At 38.1% G+C, this 18,334-nt stretch carries 14 protein-coding genes; 11 read left to right on the plus strand and 3 right to left on the minus strand.

The annotated features are described in order from the left end of the window. Positions 1–67: 67 nt before the first annotated feature. Positions 68–1,696, minus strand: a complete 1,629-nt coding sequence (locus ACJJVW_RS11300; RefSeq protein WP_339847082.1) for a carboxyl transferase domain-containing protein — start codon at positions 1,694–1,696, stop codon at positions 68–70. Between the two features lie 161 nt (positions 1,697–1,857). Between ACJJVW_RS11300 and ACJJVW_RS11305 the strand changes: the two genes are divergently transcribed. The 10 genes from ACJJVW_RS11305 (at position 1,858) to ACJJVW_RS11350 (ending at position 14,551) form a co-directional block, all read left to right on the plus strand. Then, positions 1,858–2,040: a CAL67264 family membrane protein gene (locus ACJJVW_RS11305; protein ID WP_013749842.1), complete on the plus strand. Its 183-nt coding sequence runs from the start codon at positions 1,858–1,860 to the stop codon at positions 2,038–2,040. 9 nt (positions 2,041–2,049) lie between these two features. Beyond that, the gene (gene tilS / locus ACJJVW_RS11310; RefSeq protein WP_405251940.1) at positions 2,050–3,357 is read left to right on the plus strand and encodes a tRNA lysidine(34) synthetase TilS; all 1,308 of its coding nucleotides are present in this window, start codon (positions 2,050–2,052) and stop codon (positions 3,355–3,357) included. Continuing rightward, a complete protein-coding gene (locus ACJJVW_RS11315; protein WP_405251942.1) occupies positions 3,354–5,363 on the plus strand; it encodes a cytochrome c biogenesis protein CcdA in 2,010 nt (669 codons plus the stop codon). Before tilS ends, ACJJVW_RS11315 begins: the two co-directional genes overlap by 4 nt. Continuing rightward, positions 5,364–7,241: a CocE/NonD family hydrolase gene (locus tag ACJJVW_RS11320; RefSeq protein ID WP_339847091.1), complete on the plus strand. Its 1,878-nt coding sequence runs from the start codon at positions 5,364–5,366 to the stop codon at positions 7,239–7,241. It abuts the gene before it with no gap. A gap of 495 nt (positions 7,242–7,736) precedes the next feature. Next, positions 7,737–9,275, plus strand: a complete 1,539-nt coding sequence (locus tag ACJJVW_RS11325; RefSeq protein WP_405251945.1) for a YifB family Mg chelatase-like AAA ATPase — start codon at positions 7,737–7,739, stop codon at positions 9,273–9,275. Between the two features lie 165 nt (positions 9,276–9,440). Next, positions 9,441–10,976, plus strand: coding sequence for a PAS domain-containing sensor histidine kinase (locus ACJJVW_RS11330; protein WP_405251947.1), 1,536 nt, complete (start codon positions 9,441–9,443; stop codon positions 10,974–10,976). A gap of 71 nt (positions 10,977–11,047) precedes the next feature. Then, on the plus strand, positions 11,048–12,271 hold the full coding sequence (locus ACJJVW_RS11335) for an Nramp family divalent metal transporter (protein ID WP_405251949.1): 1,224 nt from the start codon (positions 11,048–11,050) through the stop codon (positions 12,269–12,271). Further along, entirely contained in the window at positions 12,268–12,999 is a 732-nt protein-coding gene (gene pxpA, locus ACJJVW_RS11340; RefSeq protein ID WP_405251951.1) for a 5-oxoprolinase subunit PxpA, read from the plus strand. The genes ACJJVW_RS11335 and pxpA overlap by 4 nt, the downstream gene beginning before the upstream one ends. Next, positions 12,999–13,691, plus strand: a complete 693-nt coding sequence (pxpB, locus tag ACJJVW_RS11345) for a 5-oxoprolinase subunit PxpB (protein WP_405251953.1) — start codon at positions 12,999–13,001, stop codon at positions 13,689–13,691. Before pxpA ends, pxpB begins: the two co-directional genes overlap by 1 nt. Then, positions 13,688–14,551: a biotin-dependent carboxyltransferase family protein gene (locus ACJJVW_RS11350; protein ID WP_405251955.1), complete on the plus strand. Its 864-nt coding sequence runs from the start codon at positions 13,688–13,690 to the stop codon at positions 14,549–14,551. Before pxpB ends, ACJJVW_RS11350 begins: the two co-directional genes overlap by 4 nt. On the opposite strand, the gene ACJJVW_RS11355 is transcribed toward ACJJVW_RS11350, so the two are convergent. Then, entirely contained in the window at positions 14,534–14,788 is a 255-nt protein-coding gene (locus ACJJVW_RS11355) for a hypothetical protein (protein WP_298326168.1), read from the minus strand. The genes ACJJVW_RS11350 and ACJJVW_RS11355 overlap by 18 nt on opposite strands. A gap of 155 nt (positions 14,789–14,943) precedes the next feature. Next, positions 14,944–16,317, minus strand: a complete 1,374-nt coding sequence (locus ACJJVW_RS11360; protein WP_405251957.1) for an aldehyde dehydrogenase — start codon at positions 16,315–16,317, stop codon at positions 14,944–14,946. Between the two features lie 337 nt (positions 16,318–16,654). On the opposite strand from ACJJVW_RS11360, the gene ilvD reads away from it, so the two are divergent. Then, positions 16,655–18,334 carry a dihydroxy-acid dehydratase gene (gene ilvD, locus ACJJVW_RS11365; RefSeq protein WP_405251959.1) on the plus strand — a complete coding sequence of 560 codons (1,680 nt, stop codon included), beginning with the start codon at positions 16,655–16,657 and terminating at the stop codon, positions 18,332–18,334.

Consider the following 18,334-nt stretch of genomic DNA (forward strand, 5'->3'; position numbering starts at 1 on the left):
AAAAAAGCTAGATCATTTAATTTAATAAATGACCTAGCTTTTTTTTATCTAATATCGTTTTGTTCAATTATACTTGAATCACCCCAAGATTAAAAGGCTTCTCGATAGGAGCGTGATCTGCGGCTTCGATACCCATTGAGATCCATTTACGAGTATCTCGTGGATCTATGATACCATCTGTCCAGATTCTTGACGCTGCATAGTATGGTGATACTTGATCATCATAACGAGACTTAATGCGGTCAAAAAGTTCTTTTTCTACCTCTGGTGTAATTTCTTTCCCTTGCTTTTTGAGCGAGGCAGTTTCTATCTGTAGCAATACTTTTGCAGCACTATTACCAGACATTACTGCAAGCTCTGCACTAGGCCAGGCTACTATGAGTCTTGGGTCGTAAGCTTTACCGCACATTGCATAGTTTCCTGCTCCGTAAGAATTTCCTATAATAATCGTAAACTTAGGTACTACCGAGTTTGAAACGGCATTTACCATTTTTGCTCCGTCTTTAATAATACCACCATGCTCACTTTTACTACCTACCATAAAGCCAGTTACATCTTGTAAGAATACAAGCGGTATTTTTTTCTGGTTACAGTTGGCTATAAAGCGTGTAGCCTTATCTGCACTGTCAGAGTAAATCACTCCGCCAAACTGCATTTCACCTTTTTTAGTTTTTACAAGTTTGCGCTGATTTGCAACTATTCCTACTGCCCATCCATTAATGCGAGCATATCCTGTAAGGATTGTTTGCCCGTATCCTTCCTTATACTCATCAAACTCTGAGTTATCTACTAGTCTATCAATAATGTCACGCATGTCATATTGATCTGCACGAGAAGCAGGTAATAGTCCAAAAAGTTCTTCTGGATCTTTTGCTGGTTTTGCAGGTGCAATACGATTGTAACCTGCTTTTGTATAATCGCCTATCTTACTCATTATTTTCTTAATGGTATCTAGGGCGTCTTTATCGTCTTTAGATTTATAATCTGTAACACCAGAGATCTCACAATGCGTAGTAGCTCCACCTAAGGTTTCATTATCAATACTTTCACCTATTGCAGCTTTTACAAGGTAACTTCCAGCTAGAAAAATACTTCCGGTTTTATCTACTATAAGCGCTTCATCACTCATAATAGGTAAGTATGCACCACCGGCAACACAACTTCCCATTACAGCAGAAATCTGTGTAATACCCATACTGCTCATCACCGCATTATTACGGAAGATGCGTCCAAAGTGCTCCTTGTCCGGGAAAATCTCATCCTGCATAGGGAGATAAACACCCGCACTATCTACAAGGTAGATAATAGGCAGCTTATTTTCCATAGCGATTTCTTGCGCTCTTAGGTTTTTCTTTCCTGTGATAGGAAACCAAGCTCCAGCCTTAACCGTAGCATCGTTTGCAACAATGAGGCACTGTTTTCCAGATACGTGACCTATTTTTACAACCACCCCCCCAGAAGGGCAACCGCCATGTTCTTCATACATACCATCACCTGCAAAGGCAGCAATCTCGATACATTTATCTGGATTATCTACAAGGTAATTAATGCGCTCGCGCGCCGTCATTTTACCTTTTGCTTTATGCTTATCTATTCTTTTCTGGCCACCACCTAGTTTTACTTGCCCTAGGCGTGTGCGCATTTCTGAAAGAAGTAGCTTATTATGATCTTCGTTTTTATTGAATTTTAAATCCATAAAATGTGTGTGTGCTTGAATGTTTTTCTGTCTATAAAGGTAAGTATTGTAGCACAAGCTTGAAATGAGAATTGTAAAAATTACCAGCTACCCAAATTCCAATAAATAACCGATATTTGTAGCTTGTCTTATTACAAAAGATTTTCCCTAAAAATAAAACTATGGGTATGAATAAAAATACCGTCCTGGCTTGGGCCACATTTATAATGATTTTAGTAGGCTTAGGACTTATTGCTCTAGGCGTTTTTAGATATACCGATGTAGCCGGCTGGGGTTTTGCATCTGTAGGTATTGGATTTTTTGCCATTGCCTGGGTATTTAATGCCCTTAAGGGTCGCGTATAATGTGTAAGGATGCTTGAGGATTTTAAGCACCATATCGCACAAGATTTACCATTTCTTCTTGATAGTAAAATACTCGTCACTGTAAGTGGTGGGCTCGATAGTATGCTCTTATTATTGCTATGTCGTCAGGCAGGGCTTGATGTGAGCGTAGCACACTGCAACTTTAATTTAAGAGCTGCAGAGAGTGACGGTGATCAAGCTTTTGTGGCGAGCTACTGCAAGCTCCATAACATTCCTGTTTACATAAAAAGTTTTGATACTTCCGCTTACGCGAAAACATCCAAGACATCAACTCAGATAGCAGCAAGAGAACTTCGTTATCAGTGGTTCAGAGAACTTTCGGTCGCCGAAGGTTTTGACTACATCTTAACTGCTCATCATCACAATGACGATTTGGAGACATTTCTCATTAATTTAGGTCGTGGTACAGGTATAAAAGGACTTACAGGAATCCCTGTGGTAAATGGAGAGATTGTTCGCCCTTTGCTCAAATTTTCGCGAAAGCAACTAAAAAATTATGCTTTAAAAGAGGATTTGCAATGGCGAGAAGATAGCAGTAATGCAACAGATAATTATGTGCGCAACCATTTACGCCACCATGCAATACCAAATCTAGAAGAAGCTCAGCCCAATACTCTCAAAGGGTTACAGCATACGCAAGAGCATTTAAAACAAAGTGAACGTTTACTGAAAGTTTATACAGCGCAGTTACGACAACAATTTATGACCGTTTCTAACGGTGATGAAGTCATAGATCTAGATGAACTAGCAAGTCATCCAGAACCAGAAGCCGTGTTGTATCAATTGTTATCTCCTTATGGATTTACCGCTTGGGATGATATTTATAAGTTGCCACAAGCGCAATCTGGAAAAGAGGTTACGTCGAGTACGCATTGCTTATTAAAAGATAGAGATAACTTGATTATTTCTGTAATTAAAGAGGAAACAACACGTTCTTATCAATGGCAGCAAGGAGAGGAACGTGTTAAAGGAGATTTTGGAATGCTGTCTGTAGGAGAAGGAGCTGTTGTGACTGGTTTATCTAAACAAGAGATTGTAGTAGATGCAGCGCGTCTTACCTATCCACTCACCATTAGAAAATGGCAAGATGGTGATTATTTTTATCCTTATGGGATGAAGGGAAAGAAGAAGTTGAGTAAGTATTTCAAAGATGAAAAGTTATCTTTGATAGCAAAGGAAAAGGTCTGGCTTTTATGCAGTAATAATGCTGTAATATGGGTGATAGGCCACAGAGCAGACGACCGTTTTAAAGTAGTAGATACTACACTAAAAACAATAAAATTTACAATCATATGACGCGTAAAGCATTCATTATAGCAACTTCTCTACTATTATTTATAGTAAGTGGAGTGGCCGCACAAGGATTTGGCATCACTCAAGTAACACTTGATCCCGTAGCCTGGGAAGGTTCTGTAGAGAAAGTGTCAGACACGGAGTATGTCTTGCATTACCAAGCCACTGTAGAAGATGGATGGTATATCTATGCTCAAGAAACTCCAGCTGGAATTCCTTTTAACTTTGAGTTTTTACAAAAGGATGCAGGTGTTACTCGTGAGAAATTTGCACGAGAGAGCGAGACCAAAACCGCTTATGATGAGATTTTTGAAGAAGATGTAATTAAATATGCAGGACAGCGCCCTAAGCTATCTATGCCTATTACGCTAACAGATAAGAATATTACCATTGTCAAGTCGGTTATAAACTATCAGGTATGTAAAGAAGTGTGCATTCCACAAGACTTTTATATTGCTCATAACCTCAAAACGGGTAAAGTTAAAGCTTTTACAGACTATAATGAGTTTGAAGGTTATAGAGCAACGCCTGCACAAAAGGATAAAGGAGAAGAAGAGGAAGGTGTGATAGATGATGATGGACCTACTAACAAAGGTTTGTGGGCTACATTTTTTCTCTCTTTTCTAGGAGGTCTAGCAGCACTTTTCACACCCTGTGTGTTCCCTATGATCCCTATGACGGTGAGCTACTTTACAAAACAAAGTAAGTCTAGAGCTGCCGGCATACGTAATGCTATCATTTACGGTATATCTATCATTATTATATATGTAGTACTAGGGCTTACAGTAACTGGTATTTTTGGAGCTACAGCAATTGTTGAGGTCTCTACTAGTGTTACTTTTAATCTAGTGTTCTTTATATTACTAGTAGTATTTGCCGTTTCATTTTTTGGAGCCTTTGAGATTATGCTTCCTCAAAAATGGGCAAATAAGATAGACAGCAAAGCAGATCGTGGAGGATTTGCAGGAATATTTTTTATGGCGCTTGCACTAGCTATCGTTTCCTTTAGCTGTACGGGTCCTATAGTAGGCGTTGCACTAGTGCAATCTATTACAGAAGGTGGTATTACCCCAGTTATAAGTATGCTTGGTTTCTCTACTGCCATAGCGCTGCCATTTGCATTATTTGCAATGTTTCCAGGGTGGTTAAATAGTTTGCCAAAATCTGGCGGATGGCTTAACACAGTAAAAGTAGTTTTAGGATTTTTAGAGCTTGGACTAGCACTTAAATTTTTATCAAATGCAGATTTGGTAATTGATGGTCATTACCTAGAGCGCGAGGTGTTTTTAGTATTGCTCATTGCAATCATGGTTGGGCTAGCACTGTATTTATTTGGTAAAATCCAACTATCACATGACACCGAAGTAAAGAATATCTCTGTGGGCAGATTACTACTTGGAATAATGACTACTGCTTTCATTTTATACCTCATTCCTGGATTATGGGGTGCGCCACTCAAACTTATAAGTGGTTTCCCACCGCCTATGAATTATAGCGAGTCGCCTTATGGAATAGGAGGGCAGTCTACACTCTCTGATAGTACTGCAGAGTTTCCAGAAAATGCAGAGATAGGACCGCACGGATTATTATCCTTTACAGATTATGAAGCAGGTATGGAGTATGCCCGTAAAGAGAGCAAACCTGTACTGCTAGATTTTACTGGAAAAGCTTGTGTAAACTGTCGTCGTATGGAAGAGCTAGTGTGGTCTAAACCGGGCGTGTTAAATATCTTAAAGAATGATGTTGTTTTGATATCTTTATACGGAGACTCTCAAGAGGAGCTTCCAGAAGCCGAGCAGGGAGTGAGCGCTTCAGGACGTCGCATTAAAACAGTAGGTAATAAGTGGAGTAACTTCCAGATAGAACGTTATAATCTTGTCGCAGCACCATATTATGTAATGCTGGATCATGATGAAAAACCATTAAACAAGCCTATTGCTTACACTCCTGATGCAAAAAAGTATGAAAACTGGCTTAAAACTGCCATCACAACCTTTAATAATCAATAAATGAATTACACCTTTAAACTACTTTGTATAGTATGCTTTTTTGCTTTCGCGAAAGCGTCATCTGCACAATCACGAGAAACTATCTTAGATACCACCTATCAAGTTTCTGAACATTATAATAAACAAGAAGTGCGCATCAAAATGAGAGATGGAGTTCACCTTCATACAACCATTTACTCGCCAAAGGATACCTCAAAATCGTATCCTATTTTAATGCAGCGCACGCCATATAGTTCAAAGCCTTATGGTGAGGGGCAAATGCGTACGGCGATAGCTCCTAATGCTTATTTAATGCAGGAGGGTAATATTATCGTATATCAAGATGTGCGTGGTCGCTGGATGAGTGAAGGTAAGTATGATAACATGCGAGCATTTATTCCCAATAAAACAGGAACTCAAATAGATGAAGCGAGTGATACCTATGATACTATAGAATGGTTAGTAAATAACGTAGAGAATAATAACGGAAACGTAGGGACGTGGGGAATTTCTTACCCTGGGTTTTATGCAACTTATTCTTTGTTGAGTGGTCACCCAGCTTTAAAAGCGGCATCTCCACAAGCATGTATAGGCGATTTCTTTTTTGATGATTTTCATCATAACGGAGCTTATTTGTTGAGCTACTGGAGAGCAACTGCAGTTTTTGGTTACCAGAAAGATGCTCCTACTACAGAGTCTTGGTATGATTTTCCAGAGTTAAATAGCGATGACCAGTTTGACTTTTTCTTAAAAACGGGACCTTTATCTAACTTAGATAAGTATTACGATGAGACTAATGAGTTCTGGACGCAACTAAAGGAACATCCTAACTACGATGAGTTTTGGAAATCAAGAGGAATTATCCAGCACTTAGAAAACATAGAACCTGCAGTGATGGTTGTAGGCGGACTTTACGATGCCGAAGACTTATATGGACCTTGGGAAACTTATAAAAATATAGAGAAGCGTAGTAATAACTATAATACTGTTGTTTTTGGACCTTGGAGTCATGGAGACTGGGCTCGTAATAAGCCGAGACAAGCAGTGGGTAATGTATATTTTGGTGATAATATTTCAGATTATTTTCAAAGAGATATTGAGACAAAATTCTTTAATCACTTCTTAAAAGGCGGTGATAAAGACGGAGCAACAGGATTGCCAGAAGCACATGTGTTTGACTCAGGAAGTAAAGAGTGGAACTCTTTTGAGCAATGGCCACCTAAAAAGGCAATGCCGGCTTCGTTCTTCTTAGGAAAAGATAATGCACTTACTGGAAGCGCTTCTAGTAAATACGATGCTGAGAAGTTTGTGAGTGATCCAGCAAATCCTGTTCCGTATGCAGAGGGTAAAAAGATGGTATTTACACCACGTAAATATATGTCTGATGACCAACGTTTTGCTGCGCAAAGAGAAGATGTATTGGTATATGAAACACCAGTACTTGATGATGATTTGACGCTAGTAGGAGATATCATGGCAAAACTTAATGTAGCCACTACAGGAACTTCTGCAGATTGGATTGTAAAAATCATAGATGTATACCCAGACGATGTTCCTAATACTCAAGAAACAGAAGAAGGTGTAGAGATGGCAGGATATCACCAGATGGTGCGTAGTGAGGTAATGCGCGGTCGTTTTAGAAAGAGCTTTGAACGCCCTCAGCCATTTGTTGCAGGAGAGAAAGATGAGGTTTTTGTTAAGCTACAAGACGTGCTTCATACATTTAAAAAGGGACACAAATTGCAAGTACAAATACAAAGCACATGGTTTCCTCTTATAGATTTAAATCCGCAAACGTATGTGGATAATATCTTTGAGGCAAAAGAAGAAGATTTTACTAAGCAAACACATAGTGTATTCCACTCTTCAAAAATTGAATTTAATATTCTTACCAAGTAAGAGTACTAATCAATAATCACTATAATCAAAAAAGCCTGAGAAATTCATTTCTCAGGCTTTTTTGTATAAGACTAGTTGTAAAAAGAAAAACACCCCTGCAAAGCAGGGATGCCTTTCACCCCTAAATTCATGATAGCTAAATGAATAGCTCACAGTCCCCTAATCTCTTAGGTGCGCCAAATATAGCCTACATTTTCTAGTTAGCGATAACTTTTCTCGGTAAAAAGTTAATTTTTAATGATTTAAAAAGAAAAGCACCTCTGCGAGTGCAGAGATGCCTTTCACCCCTAAATAATGTCTACTATATTATGATATTCTTAATATGACTTGTTGTGTATAGTTTTTTTTATAATGGATTAAGAATCCCATTATTTATTGTAAAAGTAGGATGATTTTGCAAGATGCTGTAGGGGTGTTTGCCCCTAATACAGCTTATTAAAATTGTAAGTGTTGATTACCAGAGTAATACCTATATTTATGCAAACAATTGATTAGATGCTAACTAAGGTTTATGGAAGTGCTGTTTTTGGGGTAGATGCTACTACAATTACAATAGAGGTAAATGTAGATAAGGGAGTAGGCTACCACTTAGTAGGGCTACCGGATAATGCAATTAAGGAAAGCAGTTATCGTATTGCAGCAGCATTACAAAACAATGGTTATAAAATACCAGGGAAGAAACTTATTCTTAATATGTCTCCGGCAGACTTACGCAAAGAAGGATCTGCATATGATTTACCTCTTGCTACAGGTATACTTATCGCCACCGAACAAATTGAAGGAGATGAGGTAGAGAAGTATATCCTTATGGGAGAACTTTCTCTCGATGGAGGTCTACAGCCTATTAAGGGAGCTTTGCCTATTGCAATAAAAGCACGCGAAGAAGGGTATAAAGGCTTTATTCTACCAGCCCAAAATGCAAAAGAAGCAGCAATTGTAGACGGACTTGATGTATATGGTGTAGAAAACATAAGTGAAGTAATTGCTTTTTTTGATAAAGGAACACCTCTTGAAGCTACCGTTATAGATACTAGAGCAGAGTTTTATAAAAACCTAGAGCATCCGGAGTTTGATTTTGCAGATGTAAAAGGTCAAGAATCTATTAAGCGCTGTATGGAAATTGCGGCAGCAGGAGGTCATAATATCATACTTATAGGGCCACCAGGATCTGGTAAAACCATGCTTAGTAAAAGATTACCTAGTATTTTACCTCCTATGTCCCTTAGAGAAGCGCTTGAAACCACTAAAATTCATTCTGTAGTAGGGCGAGTTAAGGAGCATCAAGGTCTTATGTCTGAGCGACCTTTTAGAAGTCCGCATCATACTATAAGTGATGTGGCTCTTGTGGGTGGTGGTGCTTACCCTCAACCTGGTGAGATATCTTTATCTCATAATGGTGTTTTATTCCTAGATGAATTACCTGAGTTTAAGCGTTCTGTTTTAGAAGTGATGAGACAGCCTCTCGAAGATAGAGAAGTTACTATATCCAGAGCGCGATTTACGGTTACTTATCCTTCTAGTTTTATGCTCGTAGCGAGTATGAATCCTAGTCCTGGAGGCTATTTTAATGATCCTAACGCTCCGGTTACGAGCAGTCCAGCAGAGATGCAGCGCTATTTAAGTAAAATATCAGGGCCACTTTTAGATCGTATTGATATTCATATAGAAGTGACTCCTGTACCTTTTGAAAAGCTTAGTGATGAGACGAAGGCAGAGTCAAGTGTTGATATACGCAAACGTGTTACAGCAGCGAGAGAATTGCAGGTAGAACGCTTTCGCGAAAGCGTAAAAACCAACTATAACGCTCAGATGAATGTGAAGCAAATAAGAAAATATTGTGCACTTGACGAAGCTTCAAAAGAGCTATTAAAAATTGCGATGGAACGTTTAAATCTATCTGCCAGGGCTTATGATCGTATTTTGAAAGTGTCAAGAACCATAGCAGATCTTGAAGGTGCTGAGATCGTGACAGGCACTCATATATCTGAGGCAATACAATATAGAAGCTTAGATCGAGATGGTTGGTTAGGTTAATATTTTCATAATAAGTTAATTCATAAATTGCGTATATTTACACTTTATCGATTAAATGATGTATTTAGTCGATAATATATTCAAAAATTTTATTTTGTGATAACAGTAAGAGTGTCCGTTTTTTTTTAATAATATCTTTGAATAACATGATAGCACCCCCTTACTATGATATCACAAAAAAAATCTCTAGACCAGACCGCTCAAGATGCAGTAAGCCTGAATAGTTTAAAGAAATTCTTGGAACAAGTTGAAGGGTTTTTCTTTAAAATCCAGTTTGATAAGATTTCTAAAACATATTCGTTTCCTTTTATCACACAAAATGCAGAATCACTATACGGACTTACCCTAGAATACCTTCAAGACAATGCACATGTAATATCTGATTTGATATATGTAGATGATAGAAAATTAGTTCTAGACGCTATTTATGAATCTATGCAAACCTCTAATCCTTGGATTCAGCAATTTAGATTTCTTTTACCATCAGGGGCTCACGGATGGGTAAAAATACATGCAACACCAGAAAAGCTTTCTGAGAATGTAATAAGCTGGCATGGCTATGCAACAGATATAACTGAGATGAAAAATACTCAGTTAGAACTGCTCAAAGTTAAAGATCGATTTGAGTTTGCTCTCGAAGGATCAGAAATAGGAGTTTGGGATTGGGATATTGAAAATGACGAAGTTTACTATTCAGATAAGTCATTAGAATTCTTAGAGATTCCTAGAGACAGACTTTTGCTTAGTGATAGTACATGGACAGATAAAGTTCACCCAGATGACAAGCAAATGTATTTTGATGATATGAATGCATACTTTGAGGGGCGTACAAAATACTACTCTGGACAGCACCGTATATTTTCTTCAAGTGGTACTTATAAATGGATTCAAGATAAAGGCAAAGCTGTTGAGTGGGATGAGAAAGGAAAACCATCTCGCATGATAGGAACTCATGTTGATATTACCGCGATGAAGGAGTTTGAAGAAGGTGTTGTAAGTAAAAACAGACTTATAGAGAGCCATAATGGACGTCTCAAAAACTTTGCACTCATCGTATCTCATAATTTGAGAACACATGCAGGAAATCTAAAAAGTATTCTACAGCTCATAGATGATGCCGAGAGTCCAGAAGAGAAGAAAGAACTAGCTCCTTATCTCAATGATATCTCAGACGGTTTAAGTGGTACCATTAGTAATCTTAATGATATAGCTTCTTCAAATAGAAACTTGTCAGACAAGCCTAAACTTATTCTCTTGAGAGAATATATAGATAAAACAATCAATACACTTCAAGCTCAAATAACTGAGAAGGATGTTATTGTGTTATGTGATATTCCTAATGATATCCAGATTACTTACAATGCTGCATATTTAGAAAGTATTTTGTTTAACCTAATATCAAATGCGGTTAAGTATAGTGATAATAATAGGCAGTCTATCGTTACTATTAATGCAGAGATGATATCCATAAACGATCTATTATTATCTGTAGAGGATAATGGATTAGGTCTTGATCTCAATGCAAATGGAGGTAAACTATTTGGGCTTTATAAAACATTTCACCGCAATGAAGATGCAAAAGGGTTAGGCTTATTTATGACCAAAAATCAAATAGAAGACATGGGTGATGAGATAAGTGTTTCTAGTGTAAAAGGCGAGGGGTCTATCTTTAGTGTACTTTTTAAAAATAAATTACCGTAGGTTATTATATCAGGTGTTCTCCGTACTTTGTGGTTATCATATTGATAATCATAATATATTGAGTGCAATAGATGAATAATAAATTCAAATTATCAGGTCCTGGTGTACTAGTAGCTGCCGCCTTTATAGGTCCGGGAACAGTCACTGTATGTACAATTACAGGAGCTACCTATGGATTTACACTCCTATGGGCTATGGTATTATCCATTATAGCTACCATAGTGTTACAAGAAATGGCAGCTCGCATAGGTCTTGTATCTGGTAAAGGACTATCTGGCGTTATAAGAGATTCATTATCAAATAAAATTACACGAACTTTTGCAGTTATCTTAATGCTTAGCGCTATAGCGATAGGCAATGCAGCATATGAGGCAGGTAATATAAGCGGAGGTGTTCTAGGTATAGAAGCACTCGGTTTTTCGAGCTCATTAAGCTTAGGTACTTTGGATATTAATAGTTGGTCTTTAGTGCTAGGAATCCTCGCTAGCATCATCCTATTTATTGGAAATTATAAAGTGCTAGAGCGCATACTGGTCACACTTGTTATTATCATGAGTATAGCTTTTGTAACGACGGCATTTGTGACAAAGCCAGATATACTAGCTGTTTTAAAAGGTAGTTTTATTCCCTCTTTTCCAGATGGTAGCTTACTCACCATAGTTGCACTGGTAGGTACTACGGTAGTTCCTTATAATTTATTTTTACATGCCTCATTAGTTAGTGAGAAGTGGCGTAATGAATCAGATTTACCAGCTGCACGTCGTGACACTATTGTTGCAGTGATTTTAGGAGGTTTGGTTAGTATGGCGATCATCATTTGTGCAGCAGCCATACAAGGAAGCGAGATAAAAAATGCAGCCGACCTTGCTCAGAGTTTAGAACCACTTTTTGGAGATTATGCGCGGTATTTTATTGGGCTAGGATTAGGAGCGGCAGGTTTAACCTCTGCTATCACAGCACCTCTTGCAGCAGCATATGTTGTGCAAGGTTGTTTAGGTTGGGAACGAGATCTCAAATCTGTGAAGTTTAGAACAGTCTGGCTTACAATACTTATACTCGGTATCATTTTTTCGTCTATAGGGTACAGCCCCGTAGAGATTATTCAGTTTGCACAAGTAGCAAATGGTGTGTTATTACCCATAATTGCAGGTTATTTAATCTGGATAGTAAATAAACGTGAGGTACTAGGTAATTATGTAAACTCATCACTCCAAAATGGAATTTCAATCTTTATTTGGTTAATCGTTTTTGTACTAGGTGCGCGCACTATCTTAAAAGTATTTGGACTATTATGATGCATATAGATCTCAACAGCGATGTAGGTGAAGGTGTAGGGAACGAGGCTCAGTTAATGCCATATTTGAGCTCTTGTAACATCGCTTGCGGTGGTCATGCAGGAGATATTGCAACGATGCTGGAAGTTCTCGCTTTCGCGAAAATATCTAATGTGAAAATTGGTGCTCATCCTAGTTACCCAGATCGCAAGAATTTTGGTCGTGAGGCAATGACTATTTCTCATGAACTTTTAAAAGAGTCAATAACTTCTCAAATTAAACTTCTTATTAGTTTAGCAGCAAAAAGTGGACAATACGTACATCACGTAAAACCACATGGTGCGTTATATAACGAAGCTGCCAAAAATGAAGAAATAGCTCATCTCATTATAGATACCATACTTGAGATAGATGACCGTCTTGTGCTCTACGTACCTCATAATTCTGTAATCGCATCGCTAGCTGTTTCAAAACTAGCTATAAGCATAGAAGGTTTTGCAGATAGAAATTATAATGATGATTACTCACTAGTATCTCGTAGTTTACCAGAAGCGGTATTAACATCTCATAATGCAGTCTTACCTCACGTATTACGAATGGTAAAGCAGCGCCAACTAAAAACAATAAACAATCTTACACTTCCTTTTGACGTAGATACACTTTGCGTTCACGGCGATACAGAAAATGCATTACAGATTGTAAAAGAAATTCACCAGGCTTTTGCTCAAGAGAATATTTTAATAAGGTGATGCGCCAGTATGATTTTCATATTAGTAGGTTAGGAGACTATTCTTTGTTAATTCAAATAGATAGTGCTCCGTCTAAAGATCTTTTGAATTGGTTGCTCATTAAAAAAGCTGATTTATCAAAGCTGCTTAATGCTGAGGTAGTGCACACTTATAATGAGTTGCTAGTTAAAGATTGTATTTCTGCAAGTACGAACATAGCATCTTTAATTAATAAGGTATCAGCAGCGCTTAATGTTCTAGTGTCTAACGATGATTATAATAGCGTCGTACATCAAATCCCTGTTTGTTATAGTAGCACGTATGCTCCAGATTTAGAAGAATATGCATCCCAAGTAAAATGCACAATACCTGAGATTATAGAGATTCATACGAGTATAGAGTATCCTATCTACTTTTTAGGATTTCTTCCGGGTTTCCCATATTTAGAAAATCTCGATGCAAGATTACATCTTGATAGAAAATCTGTTCCATCGCAATCAATAGCAAAGGGAAGCGTAGCTATAGGAGGAACTCAAACTGGTATTTATCCTCAAGATAGTCCTGGTGGCTGGCATGTCATTGGGAGAACTCCTATTTCGCTATTTGACGCTACAAAAGCAAAACCCAGCCTATTTAAGGCAGGTGATGTGATTAAATTTTATGCCATTAATGAGGCTGATTTTGAGAAGATAGCAACGTCTAATAATTTATGAAACCTTCTATTTCCATACTGCACCCAGGATTTTATACAACTGTCCAAGACAATGGTAGGGAATGTTACGCGCATCTAGGAGTTCCACAAAGTGGTGCTATGGATAAACATGCTTTTATGATTGCAAATGCTATTCTCAATAATACACCTGGTGCAGCAATGCTAGAGTGTACTTTATTGGGACCTACTATAGTATTCAATCATGATGTCAACTTTGTAATTACTGGTAGCAATGCAGGAGCTACGCTAGATGGGGCTCAGGTAATGGAAGGCGTTCCTGTTTTGGCGAAAGCCAAACAAGTATTAAAAATGTCTAAAATAAGCGGAGGATCTAGAAGCTATCTGGCATTTGCAGGAGGACTAGATTCTCAAAATATACTGGGTAGTAAAAGCTGGTATTACCCACTCACACCACAAGGAAAGCTCAGCGTAGGGATGGAGCTACCTTTGGGTATCTCGAGATATGGTGCGTCAAAAAATGCACATCTCAAGATGCAATCACAATCTGGGGTAGTTAATTCATCTATAGTTACTATTAATGTGTATACGGGGCCTGAGTTTTCAAAGCTCACTTATAACCAGCAACAACAATTAAGAAATCATGTATTTACGGTTTCAAATCTATGGAACAGGATGGCAATACAACTTGTTGAGATATTACCAAACGCGCTAAAAAGTATATATACAAGTCCCGTTATACCAGGAACAGTGCAGCTCACACCTTCTGGAAAATTAATTATTTTAATGAATGACTGTCAGACTACAGGAGGTTATCCTCGAGTGTTACAAGTAGTAGACAGTGATCTTAATAAACTGGCGCAAATGCAACAGGGTAGTCAGTTTTTATTGAACGTTACTTGATTTTCTATGCTCCATGACAATATCACTTAGTAATTGCACCACATCACCTGTGCCTAACATTTCGTCAAGTTTTAAAGCATCTTTTTTGATAGCATCGTGCTTCATCATTGTTGTCCACAGATTGTTGATGTAATCTGCATAGTCTTGATCTTCATTCCAGTGAGTAAGTTCAAGGCGACGACTGCGGGCATAGATTTTTTGTAAATTCAGTTTGCAAAAAATTAGGGTTGATTGCATAATAATTGGTCTGGCTTCTTTTAAACGTTCGGTTTTTGTTGGTCTTCCCATAAGAAAATTATTGTGGGGGGAAAATTGAACATACGTAAAAGTACTAGGGAAGTGATTATTCTAGTAGGGGTAAATGCCCTTATTTTATTGTTATAGGTAAAATACTACAACCAGTTCATAAACTTCTTGAGCACACCTATTTTTCCTTTGTAAGGAGCATAACGCATGGGTACATCTATCCATGTACCACGACTTACAATTGCCTTTGCATGACTAAAGGTGTAAAAAGATTTCTTGCCATGATAGCTTCCTATTCCTGAGTGGCCTACTCCGCCAAATGGTAACTTATCATTTACAAAATGAACAAGCGTATCATTCATAGCACCTCCACCAAAAGAAAAGCTATCATTAAACCATTTTTTAAAAGATCGCTTTTCGGAAAAAACGTAAGCGCTCAGTGGTTTCTCCATAGAATTTATAATTCTTGAGATGTTCTCTTTGTTTTCATAAGTGAGTACAGGAAGAATTGGGCCAAAAATTTCATCCTGCATAGCTTTATCTTTTAGAGTAACATTATCAAGCACCGTAGGGGCAATGTAAAGTGCATCTTTATCAGTATTTCCACCTTTAAATACCGTGGCATTTTCAAGCATACCTGAAAGTCTATCAAAGTTTTTCTTACTAATGATTCTTGCAAAATCTGGAGATGTTGCAGGATCTGCACCATAAGCATTTGTGATTTCCACATCTAGTGCGGTGAGCAACTTATCTTTTACAGAAGTATGCACGAGGATATAATCTGGAGCGATACACGTCTGTCCAGCATTTACAAATTTACCCCACACAATTCGCTTTGCTGCTAGTTGTATTTTGGCAGATTGATCAACGATGCAAGGGCTTTTTCCTCCCAGCTCAAGAGTTACCGGAGTGAGATGCTCTGCAGCTGCTTTGTATACTATTTTACCCACGGGAACGCTTCCTGTAAAGAATATATAATCCCATCGTTGTGCTAGTAATTCTTGCGCAACCTCCTTAGCTCCTTGAATAACTGCTACATGGCCATTATCAAAAACTTCGGCAATGATCTTAGCTAACAGTTCTGACGTTTTAGGAGTGAGTTCGCTAGGTTTTAACACAACGGTATTACCAGCTGCTATTGCGCCCACTATTGGTCCTACGGCAAGCTGGAAAGGGTAATTCCATGGTGAAATTACGAGCGTAGTGCCATAAGGTTCATATATGATTTTATCACTGGACGGGAAATTTAAAAGCGAGGAAGAAACCTTTTTTGGCATTTGCCATTTCCAGATTTCTTTGATGGCTTTATTAAGTTCCATCATGACAATACTAATCTCTGTAGCAACACTTTCAAAAGCTGGTTTTTTAAAATCGGCAGTGAGGGCATTGATGATATCCTGCTCGTGGTTTTTTATGCTTTCGCGAAAGCGTACCAAACAATCTTTTCTAAAAGCAATACTCTTAGTTTGTCCAGTTGCAAAATAATCTCTTTGTGTCTCTAGTAGTTGAGGAATAGTCACGGCAGTGTGTTTTTACCAAAAATAGGGACTTATTAAGGGAGCCTTGGTGATTTTCTGAAAGATTTAATATAAAGTATTGCCTAAGGATATTGCTATTAACTTAAAAGGTGAAGTATTGAGTTCTTTTTAATTTGTTAAGTATGAATTATATAACGCTGTTTCTCTATTAAATAAGTCGGTACATTCTTGTAGAAGTATGTTTTTAATTTAATTAAGTATTTGTAATTCAGTGCTTTAAGTGTATATATGCTAAGTTGGTTATCGGCAGCTTTATTATTATAAACTCCCTAGTTGATATTAGAATAATAATTTTATCAATTCCAAACACACTATACTTTTGAAGGAACTTAATAAATACAGCAAAGCGGTCACTCAAGACCCTACGCAACCAGCAGCTCAGGCTATGCTTCACGCAATAGGCCTCACAGACGAAGATTTTAAAAAACCACTTGTAGGTATTGCTAGTACAGGTTACGAAGGTAATCCATGTAATATGCATTTAAATAAGCTAGCTGTCGATATTAAAAAGGGTGTACAGACATCTGATTTAGTAGGTTTGATTTACAATACAATAGGTGTAAGTGATGGTATATCGATGGGAACTCCTGGTATGCGATATTCTCTACCTTCTCGTGATATTATAGCCGACTCTATGGAAACGGTGGTGCAAGCGATGTCTTATGACGCGCTTATTACAGTTGTGGGATGTGATAAAAATATGCCTGGAGCTTTAATGGCACAGCTACGCTTAGATAGACCATCCATACTTGTTTATGGAGGAACTATCGCACCGGGCTGTCATGAAGATAAGAAGCTAGATGTGGTATCTGCCTTTGAAGCTTGGGGAGAGAAAGTAGCAGGAACCATAAGTGAGAAAGAATTTAAGACAGTAGTAAAAAAAGCATGTCCTGGAGCTGGAGCATGTGGCGGTATGTATACTGCAAATACAATGGCTTCTGCTATAGAAGCCTTAGGAATGAGCTTGCCATATACAAGTTCAAACCCAGCAGTTTCTCCAAATAAAACAGCAGAATGCGCTAGAGTAGGAGCTGCTTTGAGAAACTTGATAGAAAAAGATATTAAGCCCTCAGATATTGTGACGCGTAAGTCATTAGAAAACGCAGTAAAATTAGTAACTGTTTTAGGCGGATCTACAAATGCAGTATTGCATTTTCTTGCAATCGCGAAAGCAGCACAAATCGATTTTAAATTAGAAGATTTTCAAAAAATAAGCGATACGACTCCATTTCTAGCAGATTTAAAACCTTCTGGAAAATACTTAATGGAAGACCTTCACAACGTAGGTGGTGTTCCTGGAGTGTTAAAATATATGCTCGATCAAGGGATGCTTCATGGAGACTGCATGACGGTAACAGGTAAAACTATTGCAGAAAACCTAGCAGAGGTAGATCATCTAAAAGCACATCAAGATGTAATTCATACCGTAGAGAATCCTATCAAGGCTACAGGGCACATCCGTATACTGTATGGAAATATAGCAAGCGAAGGTTCGGTTGCAAAGATCACTGGCAAGGAAGGGTTACATTTTCGCGGAAGCGCGCGTGTATTTAATGGTGAGTATGAGGCAAACGCAGGAATAGGTGCAGGTAAGGTGAAGAAAGGAGATGTTGTAGTAATACGATATGAAGGGCCGCAAGGTGGTCCAGGAATGCCAGAAATGCTAAAACCTACAGCAGCAATCATGGGCGCAGGACTTGGTAAAGACGTAGCACTTATTACCGATGGACGCTTTTCTGGTGGAACACATGGTTTTGTAGTGGGACATATTACTCCAGAAGCACAGACAGGTGGTGGTATTGCGCTCATAAATGATGGAGACATCATTGTAATTGATGCAGAAAAGAACACTATAAATATGGAAATAAGCGAGGAAGAACTTGCAAGCCGTGAAGCAAACTGGATTGCTCCTCCACTTAAAGTACAAAGAGGATCGCTCTACAAATATGCAAGAATGGTTTCCTCTGCAAGTGAGGGCTGTGTTACTGATGAGTTTTAA

Origin of the sequence: Dokdonia sp. Asnod3-C12, from assembly GCF_045063975.1 — a bacterium.
Classification (GTDB): Bacteria; Bacteroidota; Bacteroidia; order Flavobacteriales; family Flavobacteriaceae; genus Dokdonia.